The sequence below is a fragment of the Neorhizobium alkalisoli genome (genome assembly GCF_002968635.1).
Taxonomy (GTDB): Bacteria; Pseudomonadota; Alphaproteobacteria; order Rhizobiales; family Rhizobiaceae; genus Neorhizobium; species Neorhizobium alkalisoli.
Genome location: NZ_PVBN01000010.1, coordinates 31371 through 51938 on the forward strand (window position 1 = coordinate 31371; position 20568 = coordinate 51938).

17 protein-coding genes are annotated in these 20568 nt (G+C 59.8%); 9 read left to right on the top strand and 8 right to left on the bottom strand.

Annotation, left to right across the window (positions count from 1 at the left end; genetic code table 11):
* Nucleotides 1-70: 70 nt before the first annotated feature.
* The 7 genes from C5L13_RS20220 (at nucleotide 71) to C5L13_RS20250 (ending at nucleotide 12160) form a co-directional block, all read left to right on the top strand.
* Nucleotides 71-1603 (top strand): acyl-CoA carboxylase subunit beta, encoded by a 1533-nt coding sequence (locus tag C5L13_RS20220; RefSeq protein ID WP_105385080.1) that lies wholly within the window; start codon nucleotides 71-73, stop codon nucleotides 1601-1603.
* Nucleotides 1604-1614: 11 nt separating this feature from the next.
* Complete coding sequence (locus C5L13_RS20225) at nucleotides 1615-3567, top strand: acetyl-CoA carboxylase biotin carboxylase subunit (RefSeq protein ID WP_105385263.1); 1953 nt, start codon at nucleotides 1615-1617, stop codon at nucleotides 3565-3567.
* A 14-nt stretch (nucleotides 3568-3581) separates the two neighbouring features.
* The gene (gene scpA, locus C5L13_RS20230) at nucleotides 3582-5723 is read left to right on the top strand and encodes a methylmalonyl-CoA mutase (protein ID WP_105385264.1); all 2142 of its coding nucleotides are present in this window, start codon (nucleotides 3582-3584) and stop codon (nucleotides 5721-5723) included.
* Nucleotides 5724-5752: 29 nt separating this feature from the next.
* Nucleotides 5753-8410: an alpha-ketoglutarate dehydrogenase gene (mdeB, locus tag C5L13_RS20235; protein WP_105385081.1), complete on the top strand. Its 2658-nt coding sequence runs from the start codon at nucleotides 5753-5755 to the stop codon at nucleotides 8408-8410.
* Between the two features lie 25 nt (nucleotides 8411-8435).
* Nucleotides 8436-9719 (top strand): dihydrolipoyllysine-residue acetyltransferase, encoded by a 1284-nt coding sequence (aceF, locus tag C5L13_RS20240; protein ID WP_245571383.1) that lies wholly within the window; start codon nucleotides 8436-8438, stop codon nucleotides 9717-9719.
* A 9-nt stretch (nucleotides 9720-9728) separates the two neighbouring features.
* Entirely contained in the window at nucleotides 9729-11483 is a 1755-nt protein-coding gene (gene lpdA, locus C5L13_RS20245) for a dihydrolipoyl dehydrogenase (protein ID WP_105385083.1), read from the top strand.
* Nucleotides 11484-11767: 284 nt separating this feature from the next.
* On the top strand, nucleotides 11768-12160 hold the full coding sequence (locus C5L13_RS20250) for a RidA family protein (protein ID WP_105385084.1): 393 nt from the start codon (nucleotides 11768-11770) through the stop codon (nucleotides 12158-12160).
* Nucleotides 12161-12535: 375 nt separating this feature from the next.
* Here C5L13_RS20250 and C5L13_RS20255 read toward each other — a convergent pair whose 3' ends face one another.
* The 5 genes from C5L13_RS20255 to C5L13_RS20270 all read right to left on the bottom strand — a co-directional run bounded on the left by C5L13_RS20255 (nucleotide 12536) and on the right by C5L13_RS20270 (nucleotide 16185).
* A complete protein-coding gene (locus C5L13_RS20255) occupies nucleotides 12536-13705 on the bottom strand; it encodes an MFS transporter (RefSeq protein WP_105385085.1) in 1170 nt (389 codons plus the stop codon).
* A gap of 283 nt (nucleotides 13706-13988) precedes the next feature.
* Nucleotides 13989-14576 carry a dienelactone hydrolase family protein gene (locus C5L13_RS20260; protein WP_245571385.1) on the bottom strand — a complete coding sequence of 196 codons (588 nt, stop codon included), beginning with the start codon at nucleotides 14574-14576 and terminating at the stop codon, nucleotides 13989-13991.
* A gap of 2 nt (nucleotides 14577-14578) precedes the next feature.
* Nucleotides 14579-14737 (bottom strand): hypothetical protein, encoded by a 159-nt coding sequence (locus C5L13_RS29330; RefSeq protein WP_245571387.1) that lies wholly within the window; start codon nucleotides 14735-14737, stop codon nucleotides 14579-14581.
* 114 nt (nucleotides 14738-14851) lie between these two features.
* Complete coding sequence (locus tag C5L13_RS20265; RefSeq protein WP_105385086.1) at nucleotides 14852-15502, bottom strand: FMN-binding negative transcriptional regulator; 651 nt, start codon at nucleotides 15500-15502, stop codon at nucleotides 14852-14854.
* A complete protein-coding gene (locus C5L13_RS20270) occupies nucleotides 15448-16185 on the bottom strand; it encodes a helix-turn-helix domain-containing protein (RefSeq protein ID WP_245571389.1) in 738 nt (245 codons plus the stop codon). The genes C5L13_RS20265 and C5L13_RS20270 overlap by 55 nt, the downstream gene beginning before the upstream one ends.
* A gap of 39 nt (nucleotides 16186-16224) precedes the next feature.
* Between C5L13_RS20270 and C5L13_RS28795 the strand changes: the two genes are divergently transcribed.
* A complete protein-coding gene (locus tag C5L13_RS28795) occupies nucleotides 16225-16419 on the top strand; it encodes a hypothetical protein (RefSeq protein ID WP_158693484.1) in 195 nt (64 codons plus the stop codon).
* Between the two features lie 537 nt (nucleotides 16420-16956).
* Here the strand turns inward: C5L13_RS28795 and C5L13_RS20275 are convergent.
* On the bottom strand, nucleotides 16957-17373 hold the full coding sequence (locus tag C5L13_RS20275) for a DoxX family protein (protein ID WP_105385087.1): 417 nt from the start codon (nucleotides 17371-17373) through the stop codon (nucleotides 16957-16959).
* A 105-nt stretch (nucleotides 17374-17478) separates the two neighbouring features.
* Between C5L13_RS20275 and C5L13_RS20280 the strand changes: the two genes are divergently transcribed.
* Entirely contained in the window at nucleotides 17479-18390 is a 912-nt protein-coding gene (locus tag C5L13_RS20280; protein WP_105385088.1) for a LysR family transcriptional regulator, read from the top strand.
* Between the two features lie 48 nt (nucleotides 18391-18438).
* Here the strand turns inward: C5L13_RS20280 and C5L13_RS20285 are convergent, their stop codons facing one another.
* Both C5L13_RS20285 and C5L13_RS20290 read right to left on the bottom strand, forming a co-directional pair.
* Nucleotides 18439-19113, bottom strand: coding sequence for an aquaporin (locus tag C5L13_RS20285; RefSeq protein WP_105385089.1), 675 nt, complete (start codon nucleotides 19111-19113; stop codon nucleotides 18439-18441).
* A 230-nt stretch (nucleotides 19114-19343) separates the two neighbouring features.
* A complete protein-coding gene (locus C5L13_RS20290; protein WP_105385090.1) occupies nucleotides 19344-20552 on the bottom strand; it encodes a trans-sulfuration enzyme family protein in 1209 nt (402 codons plus the stop codon).
* Nucleotides 20553-20568: the final 16 nt, after the last annotated feature.

The window sequence follows — 20568 nt, forward strand, 5'->3', positions numbered from 1 at the left end:
CCGTTCGATCAAGCATTCCCTGGGGAACCCTTTCCTATCATCAGAATGTCGGAGAGGCGTGGAGGACTAAATGCGAGCAATCTTGGAACAACTCGAGAAACGCCGGGCGGAGGCAAGGCTCGGCGGCGGGAGCAAGCGTATCGAGGCGCAGCATGCTAAGGGCAAGCTGACGGCCCGCGAGCGCGTCGAGGTCCTGCTCGACGAGGGCTCCTTCGAGGAGTTCGACATGTATGTCACTCACCGGGCGGTGGATTTCGGCATGGCCGAGCAGAAGGTCGCGGGCGATGGCGTCGTCACCGGCTGGGGCACGATCAACGGTCGACAGGTCTATGTCTTCTCCCAGGACTTTACGGTTCTCGGCGGCTCGCTCTCGGAAACGCATGCGCAAAAAATCTGCAAGATCATGGACATGGCCGTGCGCGTCGGCGCCCCGGTGATCGGGCTGAACGATTCCGGCGGCGCCCGCATCCAGGAAGGCGTCGCCTCGCTCGCCGGTTACGCGGAAGTTTTTCGCCGCAACGCCGAAGCCTCCGGCGTCGTCCCGCAGATTTCCGTCATCATGGGGCCCTGCGCGGGCGGCGCGGTCTATTCGCCCGCTATGACCGACTTCATCTTCATGGTGCGCGACAGTTCCTACATGTTCGTCACCGGCCCGGACGTGGTGAAGACCGTCACCAACGAGATCGTCACGGCCGAGGAACTCGGCGGCGCTGGCACCCACACGAAAAAATCCTCGGTCGCCGACGCCGCCTTCGAGAATGACATCGAGGCGCTGGAGGCCGTCCGCCAGCTCTTCGATTTCCTGCCCCTGAACAACCGCGAAAAGCCGCCGGTCCGTCCCTTCCACGACGATCCGGCCCGCGTCGAGAACCGCCTCGACAGCCTGATCCCGGACAGCGCCGCCAAACCCTACGACATGAAGGAACTGATCCTTGCGATCGCCGACGAGGGCGATTTCTTCGAGATCCAGGAAGCCTATGCGAGGAACATCATCACCGGCTTCATCCGGCTGGAAGGCCAGACCGTCGGCGTCGTCGCCAACCAGCCGATGGTGCTGGCCGGCTGCCTCGACATCGACAGTTCCCGCAAGGCCGCCCGTTTCGTGCGTTTCTGCGACGCCTTCTCGATCCCGATCCTGACGCTGGTCGACGTGCCGGGCTTCCTTCCGGGCGTGGCGCAGGAATATGGCGGCGTCATCAAGCATGGCGCGAAACTACTCTTTGCCTATTCCGAAGCGACCGTGCCGATGGTCACGCTGATCACCCGAAAAGCCTATGGCGGCGCCTATGACGTGATGGCCTCGAAACATATCGGTGCCGACGTCAACTACGCCTGGCCGACCGCCGAAATCGCCGTCATGGGTGCCAAGGGAGCGACCGAAATCCTTTACCGCTCGGAACTCGGCGACCCGGAAAAAATCACCGCGCGCACGGCAAAATACGAGGTCAACTTCGCCAACCCGTTCAAGGCCGCCGAACGCGGCTTCATCGACGAAGTGATTATGCCCCACTCGTCACGTCGCCGCATCGCCCGCGCCTTCGCTTCGCTGCGCAACAAGCAGGTGATGACGCATTGGAAGAAACACGACACGATCCCGTTGTGAGGACCATTTTCATGATCAACAAAATCCTCGTCGCCAATCGCGGCGAGATCGCCTGCCGGGTCATCAAGACGGCCCGCAAGATGGGCATAAAGACGGTGGCGGTCTATTCGGACGCGGATGCCGAGGCGCTGCATGTACGGATGGCGGACGAGGCTGTTCACATCGGCCCGGCACCGTCATCCCAGTCCTATATCGTCATCGACAAGATCCTGGAGGCGATCCGGACGACCGGCGCGGATGCGGTGCATCCGGGTTATGGCTTCCTTTCGGAAAATGCCGCTTTCGCGCAGGCGCTGGAAAAGGCCGGCGTCGTTTTCATTGGCCCGCCGGTGAAAGCCATCCAGGCGATGGGCGACAAGATCACCTCGAAGAAGATCGCCGCTGAAGCCGGCGTCTCTACCGTTCCTGGCCATATGGGCCTGATCGAGGATGCCGAGGAAGCGGTAAAAATCTCCGCCTCGATCGGTTATCCTGTGATGATCAAGGCGTCGGCCGGCGGGGGCGGCAAGGGCATGCGGATTGCCTGGAACGATGCCGAGGCGCGCGAAGGTTTCCAGTCCTCCCGCAACGAGGCGAAGAACTCGTTCGGCGACGACCGCATCTTCATCGAAAAGTTCGTCGACCAGCCGCGCCATATCGAAATCCAGGTGCTCGGCGATCAACACGGCACCACGCTCTATCTCGGCGAGCGCGAATGCTCGATCCAGCGCCGCAACCAGAAGGTCATCGAGGAAGCCCCGTCGCCCTTCCTCGACGCCGAAACTCGGCGGGCCATGGGCGAACAGGCGGTCGCGCTGGCAAAGGCGGTCGGTTATTTCTCGGCCGGCACGGTGGAGTTCATCGTCGACGGCGCCAGAAATTTCTATTTCCTCGAGATGAACACCCGCCTGCAGGTGGAGCACCCGGTGACCGAGCTCGTCACCGGCATCGATCTCGTCGAGCAGATGATCCGCGTTGCGTCAGGCGAAAAGCTGTCGTTCGGCCAGGACGACGTCAAGCTGAATGGCTGGGCGATCGAAAGCCGGCTTTATGCCGAGGATCCCTACCGCAACTTCCTGCCGTCGATCGGCCGGCTGACCCGCTACCGCCCGCCCGCGGAAGGCCGGCAGGATGACGGCACCGTGGTCCGCAATGATACCGGCGTCTTCGAGGGCGGCGAGATCTCCATGTACTACGACCCGATGATCGCAAAACTCTGCACCTGGGCGCCTGATCGTCTGACGGCGATCGACGCGATGGGCAAGGCGCTCGACGATTTCGAGGTGGACGGCATCGGCCACAATCTGCCCTTCCTCTCGGCCGTCATGGATCACGACCGTTTTCGCTCCGGAAAGATCACCACGGCCTTCATCGCCGAGGAATTCCCGGAAGGTTTTTCGGGCGTGCATCCCGATGAGGCGGCCGCGAGGAAGCTCGCCGCCATCGGCGTCCTGGTCCATCAGGCCCTGCAGGAGCGGGCGGTACAGATTTCCGGCACGATCGGCAATCATCGCCGGGTGATCGGCAAGGACTGGGTGGTGACGCTTGCCGGCTTCGAAGAAGGAACACAGCTTTCCGTCGCCAGCGGCTGGCTGCCGGGCCAGAGCCATGCCCGCTTCCATGTCGGCGGCGAGACGATGGGGGTCAAGGTCAACCTCATCGGCTCCGCAGTGCGGTTGCGCTGGCGCGGCATGGACGTCACCGCCCGCGTCCGTTCGCCCCGCGTGGCCGAACTTGCCCGCCTGATGCCGAAAAAGCTGCCGCCGGACACCTCGAAGATGCTGCTCTGCCCCATGCCCGGCGTCATTACCTCTGTCTCGGTGAAAGCCGGGGACGCCGTCGAAGCCGGCCAGACGCTCGCGACCGTCGAGGCGATGAAGATGGAAAACGTGCTGAAGGCCGAGCGCAGGGGCATCGTCAAGCACGTCGCCGCGAGCCAGGGCCAAAGCCTGGCGGTCGACGAGTTGATCATGGAGTTCGAGTGATGGCCGAGAAGACCGTGAAAGCCGAAAAGACCGTCAAGGATTGGGAGGCGCTTGCTGCGAAGGAGCTGAAAGCTTCGCCGGAAACGCTCGTCTGGCACACGGCCGAGGGCATCGACGTCAAGCCGCTCTACTCTGCCGAAGATCTTCAGGGCGTGAATCATCTGGACTCGCTGCCGGGCTTCAAACCGTTCGTGCGTGGGCCCCGTGCCACCATGTATGCCGGAAGGCCTTGGACCATTCGCCAATATGCCGGCTTCTCGACGGCCGAAGCCTCCAATGCCTTCTATCGCCGCAACCTCGCCGCTGGCCAGAAGGGTCTGTCGGTGGCCTTCGATCTTGCCACCCATCGTGGCTATGATTCCGATCATCCGCGCGTCGAGGGCGATGTCGGCAAGGCAGGGGTGGCGATCGATAGCGTCGAGGATATGAAGATCCTGTTCGACGGCATCCCGCTGAAGGACATGTCTGTCTCCATGACCATGAACGGTGCGGTCATCCCGATCCTTGCCTCCTTCATCGTCGCTGGTGAGGAGCAGGGCTGTTCGCGGGCAGAGCTTTCTGGAACCATCCAGAACGACATCCTGAAGGAGTTCATGGTCCGCAACACCTACATTTATCCGCCCGAGCCTTCCATGCGGATCGTCGCCGATATCATCGAATTCACGGCGAAGGAAATGCCGCGTTTCAACTCGATTTCCATATCCGGCTATCACATGCAGGAGGCGGGTGCGACGCTGGTGCAGGAACTCGCCTTCACGCTGGCCGACGGCCGCGAATATGTTCGCGCCGCGCTGGCCAAGGGGCTGAATGTCGACGAATTCGCCGGCCGCCTTTCCTTCTTCTTCGCGATCGGCATGAACTTCTTCATGGAGGCGGCCAAGTTGCGCGCCGCCCGTCTGCTTTGGTCGCGGATCATGGAGGAGTTCAAGCCTCAAAAATCTTCGTCGCTGATGCTGCGCACCCATTGTCAGACGTCGGGCGTCTCGCTGCAGGAGCAGGATCCTTATAACAACGTCATTCGTACGGCCTATGAGGCTCTCTCGGCCGTTCTCGGTGGCACGCAGTCGCTGCACACCAATGCGCTGGACGAGGCAATGGCGCTTCCGACGGATTTTTCTGCCCGCATCGCCCGCAATACCCAGCTCATCCTGCAGCACGAGACCGGCATCACCAAGGTCGTCGATCCGCTGGCCGGCTCCTACTATGTCGAAAGCCTGACCAATGAACTGGCGGAAAAGGCCTGGGCTTTGATCGAGGAGGTAGAGGCCATGGGGGGCATGACGAAAGCTGTCGCCGAAGGTCTGCCGAAGCGGCTGATCGAGGAGGCTGCCACCCGGCGCCAGGCTGCGGTGGACCGCGGCGAGGAGATCATCGTCGGCGTCAACAAATACCGGCTGGAGAACGAGGACGAACTGGACATCCTGGCGATCGACAACACTGCGGTCCGCAAGGCACAGATCAAGCGGCTGGAAGAGGTGCGCCGCCAGCGCGATCCCAAGCGCGTGGCGGCGGCGCTGGCGGTCTTGGAAGAGGCCGCCGAGACCGGGGAGGGAAACCTGCTGGAAGTAGCGATCGAAGCCGCCCGCGCCCGGGCTACCGTCGGCGAAATCTCCGATGCGATGCGTCAAGCCTTCGGCGGTCACTTGGCTGTTCCGGAGGTCGTCAGCGATATCTACGGACCCGCTTATGCGGACGATCCGGAATATAAGACAATCGTCTCGCGTCTTGGCAGCTATTCCCGGACGCTCGGCGCCAGACCGAAGGTCATGGTTGCCAAGCTCGGTCAGGACGGCCACGACCGTGGCGCCAAGGTGATCGCCTCGGCCTTCGGGGACATCGGTTTCGACGTGTTTGCCGGTCCGCTCTTCCAGACGCCTGAAGAGGCAGCCGATCTCGCGGTCGGGCAAAACGTCCAGGTCGTCGGCATGTCGTCGCTCGCTGCGGGCCACAAGACGCTGGCACCGCAACTCGTCCAGGCTCTGAAGGACAGGCAAGCCGAAAACGTCATCGTCGTGGTCGGCGGCGTCGTGCCTCGGCAGGATTACGACTACCTGATGAGCCAAGGCGTCGCCGCCGTCTTCGGCCCCGGCACCAATGTCCTGGATGCCGCCAACTCCATCCTGGATCTACTCGAAGGCAGGCGACGCAATGTGTAACCCAACGACCTTGGTGAGGAGACCGAGCTATGAATGTTAGTATGAACAATAATGTCGAACAGGACATAGAGACCAACGAATGGCTTGCCTCACTCGACGCTGTTACTGCGTTCGAAGGTGAGGCCAGAGCTCGTGAGTTGTTGAGCGCCCTCGAAAAAAGGGCGCGCGAGTTGGGCATCTACCCGCAGGCGCTACCTTACGTGCCGTATCGCAATTCTATCGCGCTCTCCAAGCAGCCGCCGTTCCCCGGCGATCTCGAACTCGAGGAGCGGATCACCTCCATCATCCGCTGGAATGCCCTGGCAATGGTCGTGCGGGCCAACAAGGCTTATGGTGAGCTCGGCGGGCATGTTGCGAGCTATGCCTCTGCGGCTGAAATTTTTGAAGTCGGCTTCAACCACTTCTTCAAAGGACCGGGCGAGGGCGGTGGTGACCTTGTCTACTTCCAGCCGCATTCCGCGCCAGGCGTTTATGCGCGTGCCTTTCTGGAGGGGCGGCTTAGCGAAGACCATTTGAAGAACTACCGGCAGGAGATCGGCGGCGCCGGCTTGTGTTCCTATCCTCATCCATGGCTGATGCCCGATTTCTGGCAGTTTCCCACGGGCTCGATGGGCATTGGACCGATCAATGCTGTATATCAGGCCCGTTTCCTGCGCTATCTGCGCGACCGAGGGCTTGCGCAGACCGACGGTCGGCACGTCTGGGGCGTGTTCGGCGACGGTGAGATGGACGAGCCAGAATCGATTGCGGGTCTTTCGCTGGCGAGCCGGGAATCCCTCGACAACCTGACCTTCATCGTCAACTGCAATCTCCAGCGCCTCGACGGCCCGGTCCGCGGCAATGGCCAAATTATCCAGGAGCTGGAAAACCTGTTCCTTGGCGCCGGCTGGAACGTGATCAAGGTACTCTGGGGATCGGAGTGGGACGCGATCTTCGCCGCCGATAAGAACCACGCCCTGCTGCGCCGGTTCGCAGCGACTGTCGACGGAAAGTATCAGTCGCTCGGTGCCCATGATGGGGCGTACAATCTAGTGAACTTCTTCGATGAGGATCCGGAGGTTCGCAAGCTGGTCTCGCATATGTCCGAGCGCGAGATCGACGCGCTGAAGCGGGGGGGCCATGACTTCCGTAAGCTCTATCCCGCCTTCAAGGCCGCTAAGGAAACGAAGGGTCGCCCTACCGTCATCCTGGCCAAGACCAAGAAGGGTTACGGCATGGGGGGCGCGGGCGAATCCCGCATGACCGCGCACCAAGCAAAGAAGCTCGACGTCGATGCCCTGAAGGCGTTTCGAGACAAGTTCTCGCTGCCCCTGTCGGACGTTCAGGTCGAAAAGCTGGAATTCTATCGTCCGGCAGACGACTCGCCCGAACTCGCCTATTTGCGCTCGCGCCGGAGCGAGCTCGGCGGATATGTTCCGCAGCGCCGGCAGAAAGCCGAGCCGCTGACGGTGCCGCCGATCGACAGCTATGCTGCGTTCGCACTTTCCAGCGACGGGCGGGAGAATTCGACGACGACTGCAGCCGTGCGCCTGTTCAGCAACCTGATTAAGGATCCGGGTATCGGCCAGCGCGTCGTTCCCATCGTCGCCGATGAAGCGCGGACCTTTGGGATGGCGAACCTCTTCCGGCAGGTTGGCATCTATTCCCCGGTCGGCCAGCTCTACGAACCCGAGGATGCTGGCTCGATGCTCTACTACAAGGAGGCCATTAACGGGCAACTTCTGGAGGAAGGCATTACCGAAGCGGGTGCAATCTCGTCCTGGGTGGCGGCGGCAACGTCCTACAGCGTACATGGCGTGCCAATGCTGCCATTCTATATCTATTACTCCATGTTCGGCTTCCAGCGCGTCGGCGATCTCATCTGGGCGGCTGCCGACCAGCGGGCGCGTGGCTTCCTAATTGGTGCAACAGCAGGGCGAACAACGCTCGGCGGGGAGGGGCTTCAGCATCAGGACGGTTCGAGCCATCTCGTTGCCTCGACCATTCCAAACTGCCGCGCCTATGATCCCGCTTACGCTTACGAAATGGCGGTGATCATCGATGAAGGCGCCCGGCGGATGCTGGAGCAGAACCGCGACGAATTCTTCTACATCACCGCGATGAACGAGAACTACGCGCAACCGCCAATGCCGGAGGGCTCGCGCGACGGCATCCTCAAAGGAATGTACCGACTCGGCCCTGCCGGTCAGCCGGATGCTAAAGTACGCCTGGTCGGCGCCGGCGCAATCCTGCCGGAAGTCGTCGCCGCAAGCGAACTGCTCAAAAGCGACTGGAACATCGAGGCATCGGTCTTCAGCGCGACGAGCTTCAGCGAGCTTGCCCGCGAGGCTGCGGCAATTGAGCGTGAAAACCGCCTGTCGCCGCAAAAGGAGGCGCGCCGCAGCCATGTGGAAACACTGCTTGCAGGAGAGGCCCCGATTGTCGCGGCGACGGACTATGTCCGCGCGTTGCCGCAGATGATCAGTTCATATGTGAAGGGGCCCTTCGTGGCGCTCGGGACCGATGGTTTTGGGCGAAGCGATACGCGTGCGGCATTGCGCAACTTCTTCGAGGTCGACAAGCACAACATCGTTGTTGCGGCTCTCGCCGCCCTGGGGAGAGAGGGGGCCATCGATGCAAAAACTGTTGCCGGCGCCATCAGCAAATATGGCATCAACGCCGGTGCTGCAGCGCCTTGGACCCTCTGAATCTCCGATTAAGAAAGGTCGCACTATGAGTGTAGTTCAGAAGATATATCTCCCTGACATTGGGGACTACAAGGATGTTCCGATCGTCGAAATCACCGTGAAACCCGGCGACGTCATCGCGATAGACGATCCGATCATCACGCTCGAGACCGACAAGGCGACGATGGAGGTTCCATCTCCGTCTGCCGGCCGTATCACCGCTCTTCTCGTCGAAATCGGCGCGAAGGTCTCGCAGGGAGCTCCCATTGCCGAGATCGAGCCCATCGGCGCTAAAACGTCCGCGGCGAACCAGCTTCCGGCAAAAGAGCAGCCGGCGCCCGCTTCCCCCGCCGCGCCCGCGATCTTGGCTGTCACGCCGCCGGTCATCGTGCCGGCGCAAGACCATACCACCGCGGCAGGGACATTGCTGCACGCCACGCCGTCGGTCAGGGCCTATGCGCGCGAATTGGGTGTCGATCTTGGACGGGTCAAAGCCAGCGGCCCCAAGGGAAGGATTCTGCGTGAGGACGTCCAGGGTTTCGTGAAAGGGGAACTCAAGGGCGCCAAACCGTCGGCCGCCCGAGGAGGCACAGCATTTGCCGATCTGCCGCCATGGCCGCAGATCGATTTCGCGAAGTTCGGCGAAATCGAGCGAAAGCCGCTCAGCCGAATTCAGGAGATTTCCGGCGCGAGCCTCAGCCGCAACTATCTGACTATCCCCCATGTCACGAACTTCGACAATGCGGATGTCACGGACCTCGAGAGCTTCCGCACACAGCTTAATGGCGAAAAGCGAAAGCCGTACGTCAAGCTGACGATGGTCGCTTTCCTCATGAAGGCCTCCGCCCTGACGTTGAAGAAATACCCGCAGTTCAATTCGTCCCTTGTCGGCAACGAACTGATTCTGAAGAAATATGTGAACATTGGCTTCGCTGTTGATACCCCGAAGGGGCTGATGGTTCCTGTCATCAGGGATTGCGACAGGAAGGGGCTTATCGATATCGCCCACGAGATGTCCGCGCTCGCAGATAAGGCGCGCGATGGTGCCCTCTCGCCGGCCGACATGCAAGGCGGCTGTTTCTCGGTTTCCTCCCTTGGAGGTATCGGCGGCACAGGTTTCACGCCCATCATCAATGCCCCGGAGGTCGCCATTCTGGGCGCAGCCCGCTCGGCGATGCAGGCGGTGTGGAACGGCCGGGAGTTCGAACCGCGCCTCATTATGCCGATCAGCCTTTCCTGGGACCATCGTGTGGTGGATGGCGTCGCGGCAGCGCACTTCCTCGGCCATGTTTCCTCGCTTCTCGGCGATTTCCGCCGCGCAATCCTGTGAGGTGTGGTCATGACGATCGCTGAAATCCGCGTTCCGCACTTAGGCGACGTCAAGGATGTCCCTGTTGTGGAACTGCTCCTTAGCAAGGGCGTCTCGATAGAGGTCGATCAGTCGATGCTAACCGTCGAAAGCGACAAGGCGACGATGGACGTTCCGTCGCCGGTCGCCGGCACCATACTTGAGGTGCTCGTGGCCGTCGGAGACAAGATCAGCGAGGGAACTCTGCCAGCCAAGGTTGAAGTATCCGAGACCGAAGTTCCTGTATTTGCCACCGTAGCCACGCCTGCTGAGGGAGAGCAACAGAATGATCCGCCGCCAAATATGGTGGATGTCGTCGTCATTGGTGGTGGACCGGGGGGCTACTCGGCGGCTTTTCGAGCCGCTGACCTGGGCCTGAAGACGATGCTGGTCGAGCGTTACGAAAGGCTTGGAGGCGTTTGCCTGAATGTCGGATGCATTCCTTCAAAGGCCTTGCTGCATCTCGCGGCGATAAAGGAAGAGGCTGAAACACTCGGAAAACACGGCATCGATTTCGGTGACGCGACGATCGATATTGCGAGGGTGCGAGATTACAAGTCCTCTGTCGTCAAGAGGCTGACCGACGGTCTCGCCGGCATGGCGCGGACGCGTAAGGTCGAGGTCGTAACCGGCACGGCGGTCTTCGACGGGCCGAATACCCTGCGGATTGCCGGGAACGAGACGACAACCAAGATCTCTTTTCGAAACTGCATCATCGCCGCGGGATCCTCGGCGGTGAAATTGCCGATGTTACCCGATGACCCCAGGATCGTCACTTCAACCGGTGCGCTGCGCTTAGAATCCGTTCCGAAGAGAATGCTCGTGGTCGGGGGCGGCATCATCGGCCTTGAGATGGCGACGGTCTATAGTGCTCTCGGCAGCCGCGTCGACGTGGTGGAGCGGTTGAATGGTTTGCTTGCCGGGGTCGACCGCGATCTGGTGGCGATCTGGCTGAAGCAAAACCGGCACAGGTTCGACCGAGTTATGACCGAAACCACGGTCGAGGCGGCTGTTGCAAAAAAGGAAGGCATCGAGGTCAGCTTCTCGGGAAAGGTCGACGAAACGCTCAGCTACGAGCTCGTTCTGCAGGCATCCGGGCGCAGGCCGAACGGAGATCATCTGGAGCTGGACGCTGCTGGCCTTTCAACCGACAACGGCTTCATCTCAGTGAACCGGGAGATGCGCACGGCCGTCGCCCATATCTTTGCAATCGGCGATATCGTCGGTCAGCCCATGCTAGCCCACAAGGCCGTACATCAGGGCCATGCCGCGGCTGAAGTCGCCGCCGGCCACAAGGCGGGCTTTGACACCGACCTTGTCCCGTCCGTGTGCTACACCAGCCCTGAGATTGCCTGGGTCGGCATGACAGAGGAGAGAGCGGCAAACGACGCCTTGAAAGTGAAGGTCGCGAAATTCCCATGGTCGGCATCCGGGCGGGCCATCGCTAACGGCGCTGACTTTGGGATGACGAAGCTGATCTTTTCGGAAGAAACCGGAAGGATCATTGGCGGCGCCATCATCGGTCCAAACGCCGGCGATATGATAGGCGAAGTCTGCCTTGCAATCGAAATGGGGGCGGATGCCCTGGATATCGGCCGGACCATTCACCCCCATCCCACGCTCGGCGAGACGATTGGCTTCACCGCAGAGGTGGCGCTCGGCGTCTGCACAGATCTTCCACCTGTCCGACGTACTACCGCATTCGAGGACCTTCCATCTAATAAGATGGCGGTATCCCGCGAATGATCGGGTCTGTCGCTTCGAAATGCTGAGAAGGGCGGGGCAACATTATTGCCGGTTTTGCGTGGCCGTGTCGGCTTTGCTGAACCCTTGGCAGTACCGCCGCACAGGCTTCTGGCCCAGGGCCACATTGCCGGAAGCTCGCGGCAGTTCTAAAAGGAGCAGGACAAATCGAGACCGTGACGCCCGCCTCAGTATAACGGTGCGCCAATGGCAGTTGCCTTAGCGACAACCCGGCAAAGCTGTAGATCTGCAAGCATCCCAATTGAAGATGGAACAAAGGAAGCAAAATGCGAAACGCAATAATGGCGAGAAGTGCTGCGGCCATCGGCCCCTATTCACATGGCGTGATCTCGATATCAGGGTATGCTTATTTATCCGGGCAGACGCCCCTTGACCCGGTTACCGGCCGTTTGGTGACCGGAGACGTCGGAGCACAGACAACGCAATGCTTGAATAATCTGGAGAGTGTCCTGCGTGAGGCTGGCCTTACTTTCGATGACGTGGTTAAATGCAACGTCTATCTCACCGACATGGCGGATTTTGAGGACATGAATTCAGCCTACGCACAACGCTTCAAACAACCCTTTCCTGCACGCACAACGATTGGCGTGGCTGCTCTACCGGCAAATGCTTCCGTCGAGATCGAAATGATCGCTCAGATCCCATCTGCGCCACGATGACAACCTCTCCCACTTTAATCATTGCCAGACGCGGCCAATCCGGACCACCAAACTGGCCTGGCCTTCGCCGGTTCCAGGCTCTGCGCTGGAGAGTGGCGAGGGCCTTTCCAAGTCAAAAAGCTCAAACGGAATTAAGGTATCCCTGCCGCGTTAACTTTTCTGCTGTTTGGTCGGTAATAACGCGCTGAGACTGATGCGGCTTTATTGCATCTGCCGTTCGGCGCATCATAGCCTGCATTCTCCTGTGGACTTAACCGGTTCCCGCACGGGTCAGGCCGTCGCATAGGATGAGGCGTGAACGGATGGCGGTCAGGAGGCCCGCCTAATAACAACCTCCAAAAGCCCTAAAATGTTCATTGAGCGCGAATATGCCGGCTACTGGTCAGGTTTGTTTATTGCCGAAATAACTGAGCACAACGCGGCGAGAGCTGCCCCCGTAAATAATATCGCGTTGCTAAACAATGCCCATGTGAGCGGTGTCCAGGTAAGCATAGCGCTGGAAAAGATGACTCCAACGGCGCTGGCTGTACGGAGCAAAGCAAACACCTCCGGTCTCTTCGACGGAGGGGCAAGCCCGTCTAGGACGACCGAATAATAGGTGCCCAAGGGCGCAATCATCAGTCCCACGATGACACAGCCGAGGACGGACAGTTCGACCGAGTGGCGCAAGGAAACCAACGTTGTTCCGGACGCAGCGACCGCGAGAAGTAAGACCACTGTGCCCCGCTGAGCCAAGCGGTTGCGAACGCTGACCCACACTCCGCCACACACTGAGGCGATGCAGAGTGCTACCGTGAAAATGACCCCGAGTTCCGGTTTGAAACCGAAATCCAGCGCGAAAGCCACCGCGCCAACCTCTATCACGCCTACTGCCGATCCTCCCGCCGCGGCGCAAAAAAGCCAAAGCAGGATCGCGGGTTTGATCAGGGCGCTATCTGTTCCAGTCGGCGCAGGAGCGCGGGCATGCGGCAGGCGCGGGATTAGAAAGAGCGGCGCGCTTCCCAGAAGCGTCATGGCGCCGATAGCGAGAGGAGGGGATAAAGAACCGAGGAGGGACGCTACGACAGGCGCTGCGACAAACGTCACCTCGTTGAGGGTCGCCGCGATTCCCAAGGATTTGAGCAGGTGTCCGGGTCCGGTGATGTAGTTCAGGATGGCTCGCATGTAGCCGCTGGCCGCTCCGTTGACGAATCCCGCGGCGGCACCCGCGATGATCATCAGGACGAATGGAGCTTCGCACGCGCCAAGAACGGCGATGACTGCAAAAGCAAGCGTCCTGATGACGATCAAGAGTTTCAGGTATGTAACAGCGTTATAGGTTCGGCCGAGGCGAGCGACGGGAACCGCGCCTAACACTTGCGCAGCGGTCATTGCCATGACGATGGCCGCCCCGCTTTTCGCGTCGCCGGTAAGCGGTAACGCCAATAGAGCAAAGGCAACCGGCGCGGCGGCTTGAGGTGCGGCCAGCAAGGCATTCGACACGAACCAGCGGCCGAGAACACCTCGCAGAGGGAGTGTTGAAGAGCGGGCACTGTCAAGCGTCATTGCAACCTCGTGTCATGGGAGGCTGGCGTTGCAAACCCGACCCTATACTCTCATTGGACTGCAAGATCATTCCTAGGACACTCGTTGTTGATGTGGCGGTTCGGGCCGATTCCAACGATGGCATCCGACCGAGGGACATTGCAATTGCCGATATCGGCTCATTGCCTCGGGTGAGGTGTTAGCGGGCGGCCAAGAGCCCCCAGCGCAGGACATACTCGATCGGCGACAAGCCAGGGATCGACTTGAATCTGAGAGCAAACGTGGATCGTGACATCCCAGCCTTTTATCGCGACAGGAACGACATCAGAAAATCGGCCACGCTCTGGTGAGCTGCCGCGGCGTCCCGCGTCCTCGATCTCAAGAAAAAATCGTGGGCACCGCCGTTGTAGACAGCAAGCGTAACAGGCCCGCCAAGTTGCTGCGCCTTTCGTTGAAGCTCCCGACCGATCGACAGTGGAAAAGTCCGGTCGGCACTACCCCAAATCAAAAGCAGGGGCGGCAATGAGCGAACCGCCTGCGAATAGCCATTTGGGAAGCCGCCATCGACGAGCACCAGAGCATCAACGTCATCGTGCCCCACCGAGGCTGCCGAAGCGATTTGCGCGCCAAGCGAAATTCCGAGAATGCCGACCCTGCCCTTGTGGTGCGGTTGATCCTCAAGCCAGGCAACCACGCCTTGAACGGCGGAAGTCCAAGCAGGCAATCGCTGCGCATAGTATGCGATGCGCGCTTTCGGCCCAGGCGCCCTGGCGATAGCGTCGAGGTCGTCCTCTGACAGGATGTGAACGAGATAGCTGCTCAAACCCGCTGCCCGAAGAGCCTGTCCAATTTCGTTATAGGCGGGCGCGGCAAAGCCTTTGCTGCCACTCAAGATCACAACTGCCGGCAGGCTGCGCGCACGCAGTTTCCGAAGCTCTCGACCAAAACCAGGCCACCGGTTGTCGATACAGTAAATTGATGCTTGGGAGCTGCATGACCATTGCCGGATACGCAGGCGAGAATAACAAAGACGCAGGAAAACAGGCGCATCATACTTTCGAACTCCCGCGAGCGACAAGATTGGGACGCGCTGCAGCCTTTGAAACGGTCGTTGCGATCATTCCGGTCGTCCCAGCATCCAAAACTGACGTTCAAGAAACAGGTGGTTTACTCGCCTGTCTCTCTCGCTTTTCGCTGAGCTGCTGCGAGCATTGCCTGCCCCACGTTCTGTTCGCCTTGCGAATTAAGCGTTTCTCCCGCTCCGCGAATATCGCGCAGTTCTTTGTTCTGACTTAGCTTGGCCTTTCCGACAAGGCGTGAGATCTTGATCTCCAGACCAACAATCGCCTTCACCATCGTGTCGATGAATTCACGGGGTGCATCACCCATCTTCCAGGGCACTGTCTGGCTTGCTTCATGCCGGTGCGTCAGTTTGGCGACATTGCGGCGAACATACCACTCATTGTCATGGACGGTGACCTGTCCGTGAGCGTGGGCGACGACGTAGTTCCAAGTCGGAACCTGCTTGTGAAACTCGTGCTTGCTTGGATACCAGTTCGGCGAGATGTAGGCGTCGGCTGCGCGAAACACCACCAGAACCTCATCACCGGTCGCTATGTCTTGCCAGACCGGGTTGTTGCGCGCGACGTGGCAGCGAAGCGTCCCGTGATCCCCTGTCGTTCGGTCGAGCTCGAAGGGAATATGATTTGCATCGAGCCCGCTTGATCCATGGGTGATCAAGATGCCGAGCGGGTGTTTCTCGATCACCTCGTGCAGAACGTTCTGGCTTGGCTCATCAAAATGGGCGGGTACGTACATGGGGTTTCTTCCTTGGAGGGGTGGCTTTTATCGGCAGCTTGATGTGGGGTTGGGCTTTCGTCAGTTCTCTTAGGATGCAGTCTCCTCGGCACTTCGTCCGCGTTCCAGCACTGCCATGGTGAACGAGCGGGCCGATCGCCCGCCGCGGCATAGGAATGTTCCTGATCCGTGACCAGCCGCGCGCCTTCGCCGGCATTCAGGATCAAGGTTTCGGCACCGACGCGAATGCTGAGGCTGCCTTCAGCAACGGAAATCAGCTCGCGTGTGTCCGGGCTGTGTGCATCGGTTCGATACTCCTCGCCCGGCATGATGGTCCACGACCACAACTCGAACATGGTCCGGCCCGAGGTGGAGACGTGAAGCTGTGCTTGGCTGCCCTTGGGGCTGGTCCACAAGACCTTTGATGTGGTGCGCTCAATGGGACTGGTCCCCGTATCATTTGCCGAATTGCTCAGAAGATCGGAGACAGAGAGCGAAAAAGCCGCAGCCAATCGACACAAGACGCCGATACTGGGGTTAGCTTTGCCTTTTTCTAGCGCCACCACGGTTCCCTTGGAAAGGCCTGTGAGCTTGGCGAGTGCGTCGAGGGTCAGTATCCGCTCATGCCGGAGATTCTGGATTCGGCGCGTAAGCACTGAGCCGAGCTGTTTTTCCGTCTCAGCAATCGTTATCATATCGGTCATATATTGACTTTCCATCGCGCGGCTTCTTCGGTCACTATAATGACCGACGTCGCAATTTTCAACTCCGCCGTCAAAGTTCAGCACGGAGAACCGCCGATGCATATTGAGACGAAGGCAATCCATATCAGCCGTAACGTCGATCCGGCGAACGGCGCGGTTTCTAACCCAAAACGCAGGCACGTCAGAAACGGGATGCTGTCGCCCGTCGAGTTCGAGAGGCGGCAGAAAAGGTAACCTGTGGGCGTCTACGAAACTCGGGGCTACTCAGGCCACATCAAACCTACTCACCGTGACCAAGGGTCCCGAACTGACCCCCTATATCGTGATAATCGTTAGACCGACGAAGCGCTTTTGTTGAGTTATGGCGACGCGATGGAGACAGTCAAGGCTGTCGTGCATCAGGCCAGCTACCAGGATCAACGCCACTGACAGGGAAGCCATTGTCAGAACTCCACCCGCGACGATAGCGCCTAAGGCGTTGGCCGTTCGAAGACCAGAGCCCGGGTTCACAGAACTCAGGCATCGAAGCGTTCCGCACGGTTTCTGGAGACGTTTCCATTGACGAAGGTGTTTCTGTCCTCTGCGAAGCACCTTCCGCAAAACGGGTCAAGCCGCTGGTGTTGTCGGGCGGCTACCCATCGCCAAGGCGGATTTCTCCGGGAAACCTCAGCCCAGGCGGGAAGGAGGCCGTCTTCCGTCGATGATCGCGGACCAGCCAGTTGGTTTTCCAACTTGCCCGTCGACTAGCGTGGCATTGGAACCGGGGACTTCTTATCCTGTTGCAGTAACCCGGAAAGACGGGATCAGGGCGTGAGCACCGTCGCCGAGAAGGGCGATACTTACAAGGGCGAGGCTCCAGAAAATGGGATACTCCCAGCCGCCACCGGTACTGCTGAATTCCCAACCATTGCCGGAATGTGCCCAGGTGGCACCGAGCAGTACGGCCGCGGCTGCAGCAGCAGCAAAACGTGGCTTGATGCCGAGGATGAGGGTGACGCCAGTGATTATCTCGACGAAGAGGATCAGCCAGGCCATCGGGCCGGGTAGGCCCAGCGATTGAAAGAACCCGACTGTAACGGGCATCGTGAGCACGAAGACCTTTAAATAGAGCGAGTGCGCCAGCAGGGCCACGCCCGTCAAGATGCGAAGAAGGAGAATGCCGTAGGGCGCATACTTCATGTCGATCATAATAACTCCGTTTCTGACGTTGCCAGCGTGTGTCTTGATGACGCTTGTTTACGTCGTGCATGTCTGCAATAAAATTCTGAAAAAGATCATTGTGGAAATGCAAAAATGCACAGCTGGGACTGGGACGATCTGAAGTATGTGCTTGCGGTTGCGGACCACGGAAGCTTGGCCGCCGCCGCACGGGTACTAGGCGTCAATCATTCAACCGTCCTGCGACGCATTAGCTCCTTCGAGACGGCAAATGGCTTTCGGGTTTTCGACCGGCTTACGTCCGGCTATGCCCTGACCGACACAGGTGAAGACCTCCTGCACCCGGCCCGCCAGATGCAGGGGATTTTGCGCCAGCTCGAGAGCAAGCTACGGGGGAAAGACGAGCGTCTTGAGGGAGCGCTGAGGGTTACGACATGCGATACCCTGATGGGATCGGTGCTTCCGCGCATTCTCGCGGGATTTAGCGAACTGCATCCGGGGATAACGGTAGCGCTCACCACGGGGAGCTTCGTTACCGATCTCGCCCAGAGGGATGCTGACGTGGCACTCAGAACGGGAGATACTGCGCCAGACGCGCTGGTCGGCCGCCGGGCGGTCGACGTCAGTTTCGCAATCTACGGAACGCCTGAGCTTATCGAACGAAACACAGGCAAGACGGCTGCCGAATTCGACCGGTGGGTCGCGCCTGACATGACCCTTGGGGGTATGAAGATATCTCGCTGGCTAGGCAAGACCATTCCCGAGAGTTCTATCGCCATGCGGGGAGACTCACTCGTGTCGCTTCAGAGGGCGGCGGAATGCGGGCAGGGGTTCGCGGTTCTTCCTTGCTATCTCGGGTCTTCGTCGAAAAACCTTGAAAAGGTCGAACACCCAGACCTTAACGAGATGGCTACGGGTCTATGGGTTCTCACGCACCGCGACCTCAGGCGTACTGCACGCGTACGGGCTTTCACATCGTACGTTTCGCAGGAGTTTCGACGGACAGAGGCGCTGTTCCAAGGACTACGGACGACAACCTATGCCTGAGCTTGACAGCCTACCGGCAGAGCCAGGGCCCCGCTCTTCAACGAGGCATCAGCATTCACCCGTCGCGGCAGATGGTGATACCAACCAGCGGGCCAAGCCGACGGCTAGAAGGCAACCAAGAAGCTGGGCGAGGATGAAAGCCACTACGTCTGTCGGCCGAATGCCTGCAAGAGTGGCGGAAAATGCTCCGGCGATCGTTGTTGCGGGGTTCGCGAAAGAGTTCGGCGCAAAGAGTGTTACAGAGAGGACATATGCCCCCACAAGCGCCGATACTGACTGAGGACGGAACCTCAACCCGAACAGAATCGTGAAGATTAGGCCGAAGGTCGATGCCACCTCCGCCAGCCAGAGGTGGAACCCTGTTCTCATCTGAATACCAGAAGAGATCACGGACAGTCCGAACATCAGGTGGACAAGCATGATGCCTAGCACCCCTCCGACTACCTGTACGCAAACATAGGCGGCCGACGCACCAGGTCGCGCCCGCCGCTGCATGACCATCGCCAGAGTGACCACAGGGTTGAAGTGGCCTCCCGAAATCGGCCCGAGCAGTTCGAGCAAGACAAAGAGAGCCGCGCTGCACGAAACGGCCACGCACAACATGATCAATGCTGGTACATCCGTTATCCGGTCGGCCGATACGGCACTGCCCACGACAGATACCGTTAGAAGGCCCGTGCCGAGGATCTCAGCGAACAGCCGGTGGGCGAGATTGTGGGACATGGTGATCGTTTCTGGTTTAAGCGCACAAAACGGGGAAAAGCACGGGTCCACCACAACTGGCTGGCAGTCGTGGGTGGACCCGTGGTATTACGACTTTCGCCGCAGCTTCTTGATCACGGCGAGAACCTTTTGAACCGCGTGAACAGTTTGGGGTCTATCAGGCCCCGGCTCATTGGGCTTAAGTTCGACTGGAACATAGTATGGCATCAAGGGCAGTCGGATCATGGCTTTCACCGCGGGAATGTCAGGTCAAGGGCGTTCCTGATGTCTGCAATGAGGTCCTCCGGGTCCTCAAGGCCGATCGAGAGCCGCAGATGACCATATTTCCGGAAGCTCTCGGGATACCGCTCCGATCCTCCACGGCCACCGCCCCCGACATGCACGATAAGGGTCTCGTCATGGCCGAGCGATACGGCTGACGTGATGACCTTGAGGTGTGAGACAAACCTATTCTGCGTATCCGGATCGCCGTCGACTGCGAATGCCATCATCGCACCGTAGCCCTTGCCGCCAAACTGCTTCTTGGCCAGCTCGTGCTGATCATGGGATACCAGCCCTGGATAGGTAACGAAGGCGAGCCGCTTCTCGGTTTCGAGATAGCGAGCCACGGCCTCGGCCGTCGAGAACTGCTGCTTGAGCCGTAGCGGAAGCGTGACGGACCCGCGCGTAATGAGCCAAGCGTTGAACGGGGAGATAGTCGCGCCAAGGTCCACAAGAGCATCTGCTTTGATGTGGTGAACGAGGTCCGTGGCTCCGATTACAACACCGCCCATGGCATCGCCGTGACCGTTGATATACTTCGTCAGCGAGTGGACCACGAGATCGGCCCCCAGCTCAAGCGGACGGAAGAACGGGGGAGGCGTGAACGTCGAGTCCACGGAGAGCAGCGCTCCCGCCGCTTTTGCGATGCCTGCGAGGGCCGCTATGTCGGCGACTTTCGTCGTCGGATTGGCGATCGATTCCGTGTGGATGAGTTTCGTGTTCGGGCGGACGGCCGCCCGGACGGACGCCATGTCGCCCATATCCACGAATGTTGCTTCGATGTTGTAACGCTCCGGCAGTAGCTCGGCGAACAGACGCCATACCGCCTCGTATGTCACATCGCCGACGATTACGTGGTCGCCGGATTTCAGGAGAGTGAAAAAGATGCCGTAAAGGGCGGCGACACCCGTCGAGAAGACTGCTGCGTCCTCCCCGCCTTCCATCGCCGCGAGCTTGCGTTGGAGGCAAATTTGATTGTGGCCCGAGTTGCGGGTGTAGGAGGGGTTGGTTGTATCCGACCAGTCCTTCATCGATGGATCGTAGGGGAGGGTATAAGAGTTCGCCATTACGATCGGTGTGCGGATGGCACCAGAGGTCTGGTCTACCTCGTTGCCACCATGAACCGATAGGGAGTTGAACCCGAGCGATGACAGCTGATGTTTGTCTGGTCTGGACATGAAAACTCCTCAGGAG